Source organism: Thalassotalea crassostreae, from assembly GCF_001831495.1.
Lineage (GTDB): Bacteria > Pseudomonadota > Gammaproteobacteria > Enterobacterales > Alteromonadaceae > Thalassotalea_A > Thalassotalea_A crassostreae.
Genome location: NZ_CP017689.1, coordinates 2308985 through 2322641 on the forward strand (window position 1 = coordinate 2308985; position 13657 = coordinate 2322641).

Annotated in this window: 4 protein-coding genes; 2 read left to right on the plus strand and 2 right to left on the minus strand. The window is 39.1% G+C overall.

Going from position 1 to position 13657, the window contains the following annotated elements:
- Nucleotides 1–6: 6 nt before the first annotated feature.
- Nucleotides 7–5763: a S8 family serine peptidase gene (locus LT090_RS09905; RefSeq protein ID WP_068545419.1), complete on the minus strand. Its 5757-nt coding sequence runs from the start codon at nt 5761–5763 to the stop codon at nt 7–9.
- A 481-nt stretch (nt 5764–6244) separates the two neighbouring features.
- Here LT090_RS09905 and LT090_RS09910 point away from each other — a divergent pair, with 481 nt between their 5' ends.
- Entirely contained in the window at nt 6245–9283 is a 3039-nt protein-coding gene (locus LT090_RS09910) for an Lcl C-terminal domain-containing protein (protein ID WP_068545418.1), read from the plus strand.
- Nucleotides 9284–9297: 14 nt separating this feature from the next.
- Nucleotides 9298–9852 (plus strand): Lcl C-terminal domain-containing protein, encoded by a 555-nt coding sequence (locus tag LT090_RS09915; protein ID WP_068545417.1) that lies wholly within the window; start codon nt 9298–9300, stop codon nt 9850–9852.
- A gap of 1005 nt (nt 9853–10857) precedes the next feature.
- Here LT090_RS09915 and LT090_RS09920 read toward each other — a convergent pair.
- A complete protein-coding gene (locus tag LT090_RS09920) occupies nt 10858–13398 on the minus strand; it encodes a carboxypeptidase-like regulatory domain-containing protein (RefSeq protein ID WP_068545416.1) in 2541 nt (846 codons plus the stop codon).
- Between the last annotated feature and the right edge of the window lie 259 nt (nt 13399–13657).

A 13657-nucleotide genomic window follows, 5' to 3' on the forward strand; every position in this document is an offset into this window, starting at 1 on the left:
TAATTATTATTTTTTCAAAGACTTACGATTAACTAGAGAAAGACTTAATAGCAGCATTAGCCAATATGCAGCACCGCCACTTGGTTCTTTTCTGCCTTTTACAGCCTCTTCAACCTGAGTAACATCAACAGTAAACATTTTGCTTACTTCAACATTGCCATCGGACACAGTTAATGTGTAGGTATGCGTTCCAGCATCGAGTCTAGAAAGGTTTAAAGAAGGATTATTAATTTGTGTTTGATCTAAATTATCACCAGTCCAGTGATAACTAAGTTCGTCATTATCAATATCTTTTGTGAAGGTAACTATCTGCACAAACTCATCAGACATAATGTCGTAATGATCCGTTTCAAATAAAATCTCTGGCGCATCATTTACATTATCAACACTCACCATAAACGTTGTAGAAACGCTATCTTGCGGATTATTTTGATTAGTCAGTGTTAGTGACACAGATACTGGTTTAGTGGTGAAATAATCTGCAGCTGATGTCACTGTTAACAACAATTGGTTATTCTCAAGGGTATGATCAATATTGATATTTTCATCACTAAATTCGATGTCGACAAACAAGTTATTGCTAGCAACACTAATCGGAATGAATTTAGGCGTAGAGTCTTCAACAAGGGTAATTGACGACAATGTTTCAATCGTTAATAAAGAGCCTACAGAAATTGATTTTTGATTTTCAAACTCAAGACCTGACGAAAGATTTTTAACATTAAATGTTAATATTTCGCCAACTAGCGCGTCATCGCTAACTTTGACTTTAAAGTCGATGCGACTGGCGGCTGACTCTGGCCCTTTATAATCAAAACAAACAACTCTATCGTTTTGGATTGCTGAAAATATTTCAATTTTATCCGCAGCTTTTGCTGAATTAAAGTACTCCGCGCCGTGGTATAAGCCACCAAAAGTATTTTTGTAACCTTCGGAGCCAACTAGACCAACGTTCGCATCATAAAGCGCGTCGTTAAATAGTTTGCCGTCATTATAAGTTCGCTCTACATCATCAATCAGCGCTCTGCGTATGTCGTTATAAGCAATGATAACTTCAAACTCACCTGGTTTATTTTTCGCTTCACCGGTTTCAAGAAATACTTGGAAGTCATAATTATCGGTGCCGTAGTAATCCATTTTTGATGAATGTGTAGCATTTCTAAAGCCAACTTCACCATCATTAAAAGTACATGAAAATTCTTTCTTGCCTTCATTGTTTAAAATTAATTCTTCGTTTTCACAAACCTGCTCCCAACCAGTCATAGCATTGTCATAGTTAACGACAACTTTATTGCCAAGTGTGGCAACACTAATACCAGACTGTGGTTTATCCGCCGTTGCTGTTGGTCTAAAAGGTACTATAAACTGTTGTTCAGAACCGTTTGCACGCCATAATGGTGCAATAGCATCTACAAGCTGTGAGCCATTCATACCACCGTCATAAGCAAAATCTAACGCTCTATTTTGATTCGGTAGTAACGTGCCTAGAGGATTGGCTGAATCAAAATGATGTAAGCCAATAAAGCCATTACCAAATAAATATAGATATCGACTTTGTGAAAATTCACTATTACCAAAGAAAGTGATCCATGGCGCTTCATTGTCTTGGCCTTTAAAGACTTCTTCTAAATCAATAACTACGTGTTCACGATCAATATATTCTTGACCGTTATCATCAATCGTCGCCATCCAGTTAAACGGTCCCCATTGGTCATGATGCACACGCTTAGCCCATTCACTATCTGTCTCTGGTTCGCCGTCTTCATTTAAACGACGCGGGTTAGATATAATAGTTGTTGCCAATGGTGATAATAAATAATCTTTCGGATTATCTTCGCTATCACGCATCGCACTACCTGTAATTGGTGTTAAACCTAGGTCAAGATAACCACCATCAGTTTGATCTTGATAATCAGGTGTTCGACAAAGGGCATCTGTTTCATTGGTCGTAACAATATAATCACGGGTTAATTCTTTGGCTGATTTCATTGTTCCTTGTACATGCAAATTGCCATCTCGGACAAAAGGAGTTAATGAAGCGTAGTCATGATTAATCACTGAAATTGAGTTGCTGATGATTTCTAATCCATTCGGAACTTGCGCACGTAGATTAAACAAACGATCGTCAACACTCTCGTTTTCGTTAAATACAAGTGCCATATCAAGTGTCGCACCTGGCGTCACTTGCTCAGGCTTAGACACTAAAACAACATTCGCGGCGTCAGCCATACGGTTGATGTCTAGGTTGATGGTTTTGTGATTATCTATTGCATTAAATGCCGTATAAACATTTTGACCAGCTGTTAAATCTAAATCCCAATGAACAGTTACTTCTTTGCTATTAACATCGCCGGTAATAGACACATTTTCTGCAACTGAATCGGTTACGACACCAGTATAACTAGAGATGGTCGTCGTAAGTTCATCAGTCCAAAACTCAGCATAAGTTGGATCCGATGAGATGGACCATTGGTACATTACCCAATAATCATCTGCGATTGGATCTGAGATTGAACAAAAATTATTAGACCCTACAGTGTCACCATTGGTTGAAAACGCTGAGGTAAAATCTGAAATACAGATAATCTCATCTCTGAAATCGACAAACTTATTGTTGTTTAAGTCACGACCTATGGCCACTTTCACCGATGTTTTTCGATTGTTGTCTAAAAACAGACGCTTAGCAACATTACCCGCTTCAGCGATTAACCGTTTGTCACCATCGGCTACTCTGATCCATTCCACATAAGCGGTATTGTTTGAAATATGCTCCTCGACATTAAATATTGACTGCACGCAATATGTCGGGCTAAACAGATAACAACTCATGTCATCCCAGCTAGACACTGGCTTTAATAGACTTTCAACGGCTTCAACAATGGCTGGTTGATATACGGTAAAGTCTGGCGTCGTCACATCATCAGTGGTAAACATTGGTAAAACCGCTGACCCCTGATTCATATCAGTACTAACCGCATGATAATCATTGGTAACATCTAACTTACTGCCTACGACAATTGGTAGGTGAACTTCTGGAATAGAACGGTCAGTGGCAGATAAAATAATATCGCCAGAGGTTACCGAGCCTTCATTGTTTTTAATGTCACTTTCAAGATCATCTGCATCAAGACCAAACCAGTTATCAAACAACCAACCTTCACGGAAGGTTTCTTCACTTACCCTAAAATCCACAGTGATGGTTTGGGTTTCACCTTTTTTAAGGGTAAATTCCATCGGCGTTACGGTGATATCAGCCGATGCGTAATCCATGAACTTTTCAACGCGCCATGTTGCATCTTTAGTCGCGGTAAAGGTACGGGTCAAAGAACAATTTGAGAAACATTCCAACTCTAATAAACCAGGTAAATTAAGTTCTGAAATATTGCCTAATGTTGGATCGGCGTTTTGGTAATTCGCCACTGACTCATGCATTACTAAACCAGTGTTTATCGCACGTTCAACATTTATTAAACCAGCGCCCATAGTATAAGCATCAGGTGCTAGCTCTAGCACATTGCTCGAATGTACAGCTGGTTTTGCCGTTAGCGTTAACGCAGAAATGATTTCTGACGGAGACCATTCAGGGTGGGCTTGTTTAACTAACAAAGCAGAGCCCGAGGCCACCGCTGTCGCAATTGAACTACCTGATCTACTCAACCAATCGGATGCGAGACCAAATTCATTATAAGGACGCTGATCTGCCGACGCTGCCATTACGTTTACGCCTGGTGCTACTACCGAAGGTAAAAGATGTTCACCGTTAACCCCTTTACCAGGGCCATAACCTGTGGCTTGATCATACATATACCCAAGTAACGACGCGTATCGTACTTCAATGACCGGTCGAATAGTTGCTGTTGCTTCAATGTTTTGTGTATTCGATTCTACAACCCATTGATAAAAGATATTGTTTGTTTCACTTTCGGTAACACCAGCACGTGCAAACGTTGCAGGAAAGTTATCGTTATAATTCACTGTGATATTTGGCGATACGGCAGTCGAACCCACCATTATCATACCGCCAGCACCAGCGGCTTTTACTTGGTCTGCCATATATTGATAGGTTTGAGCGACAGATAACTCATTGGTGTAAGAGATATTTCCTTCTGCATCAACAAGACACATAGCGATCTCTGTTGATTGGTAGGTATTGGTAGGGATATTGGTACAAGAGATTAACTCAGCAAATTGTTGTTCAGAAAATTCTGAGGTATCAACAACCGTTTCAGCGGCAACTAAGCTACCGTTAAACGCCTCTCCGATATAACCAGAGTAAGCCGCGAACTCATCAATTGGTACCTGCAGAGTGCCGTCTTGTCTTTTCGGACGGGTATCCTCATCACCACCCGCTATATCGGTTACCGCGGTATAAGTGGTGTAAGATTCTGATTTATCTGTAACACCAACAGTTAAAAGCCAAGGAGATGGGTGGTCAGCACTACCATAATCAAATCCACTATTACCAACAGCTGTAACAACTACAATATTGGCTTGGTGTGCATTTAAAAACGCAAGTTCTACCGCGTCTAAATATGGGTTAATCGCAGAGCCGTTTAATTGGGCTACAGAAAAGTTTATTACATCAACATCGTCTAATATCGCATCATCAATAGCTTTGATCACTGCTTCGTCAGGACAACTGCTACTATTACCTTTCGCATCACATACTTGATAAGAAATTACTTGTGCGTGCGGAGCAATCCCTGATACGTCATAAGATGTTGATTTTATTGGCGTGCCATCGTATTGCCATTCTTTGTAACTCGGCAAATGACGAGAAACATTATCGACATTATTACCGATAGCAACACTAGCTACGTGAGATCCGTGACCGTTATAGTCTTCACCATCAACATGAACAAAGTTATCTGATTCTTTAACGTTATAAGTAACATCAGGTACCGGCACATCAAGAGGATATGAACGAATACCGATTAACTTATTATTACAGCGATTGTCATCGGCGTTAGCACAATCCCCAATGAATTGTTCAACTTCTGGGAAGGTGTAACCATCTTTGGTTAATTCATCACTAAAAGATACATGATCGCTATTGATACCAGTATCCAATACTCCAATAACCATGCCTTCGCCGCGATATTTATCATTACCTAAGCTCGTATTACCAGCCCATACTTCACCTACGCCAACATCTTTAGGCAAGCTGTATGATTGTAAAGCAGAGTATCCCAAGCGCGCGACAGTTTTAACCTCACTAAACTCAGAAATACTTTTTGCCGTTTGTTGGTCAACTTTAATGGTAAAACCATTTAGTGCTCGAGTGTAACTGTTACGTATCTCAACATTAATATTGTTGGCATTAAGTTTTGATACCAGTGATTGATGAGAGCCTAATAAATGTGATTCATAAGCTTGAACAGAAGAATACTGTTGCTTTAACGTTGCACTGCTTGTTGCTGCACCATACTTTGTGCTCGATGACAACGATAAGAGCGAAGATTGATGTTTAACTATTTCATCAAACGCTACTGCAGATTGTTCTTTAAAAATAACCACATAAGTGTGTTCACCGGTAAGCTCTGGTTCATCAAAAAACTTAATTGCATTTGACTTCTTTAGCTGACGGTTAACTCCGCTTGAAACGAAACGACCACTATTATCTTCTAACATTTGCAAACTAACGATGGCATCGTTTGTTACTGCTTTTAATGTCTCTTTTTTATCGAAATTAGTTGCTGCATTTGCAGCACCAATTGAATATGCAGTGACAAATACGGCACTGACAAAACCTTTAATTTTCAAGAAATTCCCCTCAAAACAACGAGTTAGGATTAGTTAGCCAAAATTGGCTTTTATAATTTTCCATGATTATGTTTTAAAGAGTCCGAGGTGTTTGTAAATAAGTGTTAAAGCGACTATGGCGGCAAAGTTGTGACGTTAGGGTTAAGGGCTTGTAATTAACAAGAAACTGAAAAGTGTATGAACTGTATTAATAAAAGCACAAAAGTGATGAGGCGTACGATAAATGATTTTGACTCAATAAATGTAAAAAAGTGTTAAATAAAATCTTATCTAAATTAGCTGAAACACACTAACAAAAATCATAAACAATTGTTTTATAAGGAAATAAAAAACAATAACCAATTATTAAAAAATTCTGACTTATTCTCACCCACAGCACACTCGATTGGATAGTGATAGATTAATTTTGTTAAGTAAATCTATATCAAAGTCAGCATTTGAACTGACCAATGATCTAAAATTAAACTAAGAGAACTCTAGCATGAAAAAAATAGCCTTATTATTAGTGAGTGCTTTAGCATTAACCGCCTGTGGTGGCGGTGGTGGTGGCGGTAGTGACAAAAAAGTCGTGACTGATCCCCCAGCCAGTACTAATGCACCAACTATTAACACTTCTTCGCCTGGCCTTGTTGCAGAGCAAACTGCCGTTGAATTATCAGCAAAATTTGAATTTGACAATGCAACATTGAAAACTGTTTCTTGGACGCAAAAAAGCGGAATGACCGTTGAATATACCGCGACCGATGAAGCGGTTAAATTTAATGCACCAATTGTGTTGATGCAAGATGGTACGCAAACATTAACTTTTGAAGTTGAAGTTACCGATAGCAACGACAAAACTTCGACCAAAAATGTAGAAGTCCAAGTTCAACCAATTAATATTGCACCAACGATTTCGATATCTGCAACCGCTGCCCTAGCGGAATCTTCAGAATTTTCGTTTGATGCATCTGCAACCGACAATGACGGTGAAATCGTTAACTACCTATGGTCAACAAATTATCAAGGTTTAAGTATTGTTAATGCAAATTCAGCAAATGCTGGATTTATGACTCCCGCGGTTAATAACTCAACTGATATTAAATTTACGCTAACTGTAACGGACAACGAAAATCAGCAATCGAGTAAAGATGTTACGGTAACCGTTAACCCGACTATTACCGGCTCGATTATTGGCGCTGACTTCAATCCGATTTCAACAAATGCATTGACCATTGAAGAAAGAGACGTTGTCTTTTACGACCTTGGAACAAATCAAGAGATCGCACGCACTAAACCGGAAACCGATGGCAGCTATACAGTATTGTTAACCGGAGACGTTTCCCTAAGCAATGGTATTAAAGTTGTTTCACAAGAAAACACTTCTGTTGACGGGGAAGTCACTGAAACTCGTGTAGATATGGAAGCAATTTGTTTTGCTGATGAAAGACATAACTGTCAATTAACACCGATAAGCTTACTGATTGTAAGAGCTATTGAAAATGACGACAGCATTACTACTCGTTTGCAAGCAATTGAGTTTTTGCAAAATGCGCTAAATATCGATTTATCTTCCGATCCATTTATCAGTGAAAATGACGACAGCGGTATCGATGAAAAAGCTATTCAATTAGCTCTTCTAAGCGAGGAAATCACTGTTGGAAACTGGATAAATACCATATTAGGTTACATCAATGGTAAACAGGACGATTTAGCCCAAATAGCAACTTACTTTGTTAATACTGACGTTGCCCGAATTGGTGTGATTATTTCATCTGATCTGACTAATTTAACAGCCAAGGAATTTAACATTGTTGAATTTGTTGCAAATGTTAGCTTATTTGGAGGCGACGATAATGGAACGCAACCATACAACTACCAATGGAATTTACCACAAGGGTTTGAGTTTGTTGTTGACGAAAATGACACTACATCTAGTAGTATCCGAGTAAAAATGCCAGATGTTGATACTAATACTGAACTGACATTTTCAGTAAATGTTAGCAATGAAGACTATAACAATGACGCCGATATTAGCATTATCGTTGAGCCGGTCGACTTTGTTGATAATACAGCGCCAACAATCAACGACATTAAAGATCAGATTTTTAATGAAAATATCGACGTTAGCATTGACGCTTATGCAAGCGATGGGCAAGATTTTAGCTCACAACTAGACGTTAGCTGGACTCAAATGGAAGGTGTTCCGGTAACGCTTGAAACGACAGACTCTTTGACGCTTTCATTTAAAACACCTGATGTAATTGACGACGTTCAAAAACTCGTATTTAAAATTACTGTTATTGACTCTTCATTTACCGCAGCTTCTACTACTGTGGATGTCTATGTTACTGAAAAGGCGTTACTAAATGCATTTAAACTAAACGATACAGGCGTAGTTTTATGTGCCAATTATGATTTTGAGAATAGTGCTCATGACAATCAAATCGATTGTCAGGCTGCAGTCACTGAAGCAATGCCAGACAATCAAGATGCCCATTTTGGTCGTGACGTTGATAACAATGATAACAGCAATGGTCATGCTGGTTTTAATTTCACAAAAATAGCAGCTGATGGCCAAGAACTTAGTGCCGATGCGCTGCAATGGTCTTGTGTGCTAGACAACACTACTGGCTTAATGTGGGAAAGAAAACAAAACAACACTGGTATTCATGGTTTTGGCGCACAATTCTTCTATTTTGATTCAAACGATTCTACCAATGGTGGCATACCAGGCGTGATCTTAAAAGACGAAGAATCTAGAGAGCCAATTTTGGATGACGACGGAGATATTCAGGTTGATAAAGGTGAATGTCTACCAAGTGAAACCGTTTGTTTATCAACGGAAGAATTTGTTGTGGAAACCAATACTGAAAACCTATGTGGTTACTCAGATTGGCGCATGCCTAGTAAAACCGAATTGCTATCAATCGTTAATTACAACGCAACTGGTAGCGTTGCTGTTGACACCGATTACTTTAAATATACACAAGCAAAGACTTATTTAACCAATACCGGTATTGGTGAAAAAAGAATGGAAGACCTATATGAAACTCGTAAAGTATCAATCGTCGACTTTTCAAGCGGTGAAACATTTTACTTTAATAAATCTTTTTACGGAAACTCAACCGTAAGCAGAAGACAAAGCGCTAAGTTGGTTCGTGTAAATAGCTCTACTCCGTTACACGCACATGGCGACATCATCAACGGCATACAAACATTTGATAGTGTGTGTAATGGCTTTGAAACTAAGTTGTACCCTGCTTTGCCATTAGACGATGATGACTCAAAAATGTACTGTTCAAACCTAACTGCTGCTGATGAAGCATGTCCAGATAACCATAAAGGTACGTCCGGTGCTTCGGCAGGTAAATGTTGTGCTTACACAGTAGAAACGCGATTAGATCAAGATGACAAAGCGATTTGGGCAAGCGGTGATGAGAATGAAGTACTCGATGTTGAGCTTGGTTCATGTTGTTCATCAGCAGGTTGTCGAGGCTTATCTAATGGTGCATTTGATTTAGACGCGATTGCGCAATAACAGGAGAATCAAAAATGAAAAACTTAAAATTGAAAACATTAGTGGCTTCTTCTTTAGTGTTATTAAGCACTAGCGCAATGGCGCAACGTGGCGAAGCCGAGACAAATCAAAGCTGTATGTATAACATCACTCAATCTGCCCCTACAGACAGATACCGCATTAATACGGGCGGTGCTACTGTTCATGATAAAGTGACTGGATTAACTTGGTCACGTTGTGATTTAGGTGAAACCTGGAATGAAGAATCAGCTATGTGCATCGGTACAAAATCTGAAGTGAACTGGTTAGAAGCTGCCGAACAAGCAACAAACTATGAAGCTGGTGGTTTAACAGGCTGGCGTTTACCTAACATTAAAGAACTATCAACGCTAACCGAAGACAGATGTTTTCTACCGGCAATGAACGTAGAAGTATTCAATAATCTTGTTGGTTGGGAAGCATACTTTAGTGCAACGCCATTTATCTTCGATGATACCGATACCAAGGTTATGATATTTAGCGTGCGCTTATCGGAAGTGCTTGCTTACTCAAAAGATAACCAACTAAACGTTAAATACGTTCGTGATTAGTTAAGCCCATTGGCGGTGAGTGCACAATCAATTCACCACCTGAACATCAAAAAGCACTAGTTAAACCTAGTGCTTTTTTTATCCCTCTTTTACCATGCGACCCACTGTAACTTAACCATTTATTCTATCAAGCCAATCAAAGTTATCTAATATCTACCTTAGCCACTTTTTACTAATACAATGGATATCGATTCAGCGTTTTCTACCGTCAGCAATTTATTATGCCACCCACTGTAACTTAGCCATTTCTTCTATCAAGCCAATCAAAGTTATCTAATATCTACCTTAGCCACTTTTTACTAATACAATGGATATCGATTCAGCGTTTTCTACCGTCAGCAATTTATTACGCCACCCACTGTAACTTAGCCATTTCTTCTATCAAGCCAATCAAAGTTATCTAATATCTACCTTAGCCACTTTTAATTTATCATGCCACCCACTGTAACTTAGCAATTTCCTCTATCAAGCCAATCAAAGTTATCTAATATATACCTTAGCCACTTTTTACTAATATGATGATATCGATTCAGTTTTTTTCTACAGACAGCATTTATATTCATAAGCGACGACTATACGCACTCCTTATCAATGTCTATACGAAGACACCCAACGTCTACACCAGGATCACAGCTGTAAACAAACAGTCTATTTAGGCGTTCTAAATCTATCGCGACAGGTACTAAGTCATAGGCGTTCGAGCGTCAGCAGAACGCTCTATAGACGGCCTATTTCGATCATAGATGTTTAGTTACAGTGGGTGGCTATTTATTTGGTGACTATTTATTTTTTAACAAACAGTCTATTTAGGCGTTCTAAATCTATCGCGACAGTACTAAGTCATAGGCGTTCAAGCGTCAGAAGAACGCTCTATAGACGGCCTATTTCGATCATAGATGTTTAGTTACAGTGGGTGGCTACTTATTTTTTATTTTGGTGGGCACAAAAAAAACCAGCTGCAAGCAGCTGGTTTTATTATTTTATTTAAAAATAACTTTTAAATAATTACTTAACAGTAAATTCCTTAGAACCTGTTAGTACTGTACCGTCTTCTGCCACAGCGTTAAACTCTGCAGTAAAACCAGTAACAACGTAACGGCTATTAATCATGCTACCAATTGCTTCAGTTAATTCTATAGCAGTAGTTACATAAGTTTTGCCTGAAATCTCAGGAGCTGCACCGTTAGCAAGCATTTCTGCACCGCCAATTACATTAGCTAGTTCACTTTCAGAATCATAGTGTTCCATGAATGTACCAGTGTAAGCATCTAACATATGAACAGCTTCTTGTGGAGCTTGGCTTAAACCGTTGTCATTGTTAACAAAGTACGTGTGGTTTAATTCTAGCATTTCTTCAACAGGAGTTTCTGAACCATCCCATGCGCCGTTTTCATCTTTGCTTGTTGTTTGGTATGTAACGCTTGTAATTGTTACTGTACCGCTAAACTCAAAGTCAGATAAGATAAACGCTTTGTTCGGATTAGATGCGTTCTTAGGGCTAAGTTGTGACCACTTAGACGTAATTGATTCACCACTGTAATGTTCAATATAACGGCTAGGACGATTCATGTAACCTTGGCTATCAAAAACTTTAACAGCCATGTCAAATTGACCTGGATTACCTTGTGAATCTTCACCTGTAAATGTTTTACCAACTAATGGTAAGAAGTTAACTGCTGTTTCTTCAATATTCATTTGCGAGGCAATAACTGTACCAGAAAATGCTGGATCCCAACCACCAATTAATTCAAAGTTTAATTGGCTTTCGTCTTGACCGTTTAAGTTATCAGCCATTAAACCATCTAAACTTGGAGCTGCCGCTGGCGCTGATGTTTCTAATTCAACATATAAAGCGTCTTGAGCAATTGCACCGTCATCATTAGTTTCTACATCAAAGTCTAAGTAGAATGGTACGTTAGCAACTAATGGTAGAGTTAGATTTTCGTTACCATTAGGTAAATCTGTCGCATCCATAGTTACTGTAAGAACTGTACCAGCTTCATTCCAGCTGAAGTTTTCTTCAGGTAAGGTAAAACCAGTTGTGTTAGTAACATATAGTTTTTTAGTAAAACCTGCGAAACGGTCTAAGTACATACCACGACCAGAGCGAGGGTTCGGGAAGTTTAACGCAGTAGTTTCGCCTAAGTTATCTAGTACTTGCTGATCTGTCGCGTATAAAATACCGTTACCAAAATAATCTGGGTTTACGTACATGTTTTCGAATGAACGACAAGGAGACGCACCGTTCCAACTTTGAACAACACAGTCACCTAATACTGTAGGACGTACGTATTGGTAGTATCCTTCTGGATCAAATTTCACGTAAGTTGAAGAGAACGCAGTATCTTTCAACTCTTTAGTTTTGAACTTAATGCTGTCAGAAATAACAGTTACTGGACGGTTGAAAGCAATTACGATTTCAGCAGACTCGCCTGCAACTAAGTTTGAAGACAGTACTCGAGAAGTTAGCTCTTCAGCACCTTCAGACATTTCTTCTAATGCTAAAGTTAAGGCTAATTCGTCACCACCTGAGAAACTTGATAGGCCAGTCGAAACTACTTCTGAAGCAACTAAACCGTCAACTGGAGCTACAACTACAGATTGTAGAGCTTGCTCAGCAGATAGAGTTACGTAGTATGTACCATCCATTAATGTCGCAGAAACAGTATCGCCACCAACCATTAAGTCGATTGAAGCTGGAGCATCTACTAGTGAGTAACCCATGTATTCAAGGTTAAGCGCTAAGTCGAAAGTTGTTGGGTTTTCCATGCTATCAACGTATACGTATTGTGACGTTGAAGTTGATTGAACGTTTGCACCAGCTGAGCTAGCCGCTTTCACAGTATCGCCCATGATGAACTCAAGCATTTCGCCAGCAGAGTTGTATAAAGGAGAAGACTCAATATCAAACGTCATGCCTACAGGTAGACCAGAAAATACGTAAGTACCATCTACTGCACCAGCAGTTGCTACGATATCAGATGCTTCAGCACCGCCGCCAGCAAGCATGTCTAGGTCATCAGCAGAAACGTAGAACGTAGCGCCAGTAACTGCGTTGCCAGCCATGTTCATAACGCTAATAGTTACACTACCAGCTTCTACTAAAGTTACGTTTTCAAGGTTGATGCCAGCGCTATCGCCAGTGTATACACCGTGTGTATATGTTGCATGACCTGCACTTTTGAAAGAAACAGTCGCTTCTGAATTTTGTGGAAGTCCTGCTAAAGTGAACATACCAGAAGAGTCAGTCATTGCTGTGAACATTTGACCAGCTGCATATGCTGTTACCGTTACATCACCTACTGCTGCGCGAGATGAGTAAGACATTACACTACCAGAAAGAGTTGTAGTAACAACTTCTGGCGCTTCAACAACAACGTCTACGTCGCTATTCGTTACAGGTGGTTCTACTGTCACGTTTGGCGGAGCAACTTCAACAGCCGCTGGCTCAACAGTAGTATTATCGTCACCGCCACAGGCAGTAAGCATGCTAGCAGCAACAACTGATGCTAGAAGTGTTTTATTAAATTTAATAGTGTTGGACATTTTTCTTCCCATTTGACTAGTGATTAACAGTATTTAATTTCATTGTTGTTATTTTAAGAATTAAAAAAAATACTAATGCGAAGTCAATGTAAAACAGCTAAAGAGATGTGTTTGTAAAAAAATGTTAAATCGTTCACATGTTATTGACAATGTTGGTAGTAAAATCGTATTGAGCGATGAATTAAGGTCTATGGAAAGCTTATCAAAACGAATGTTAAACCTTTAGATTCATATGGTTACATCTCCGGAACGAAGATTA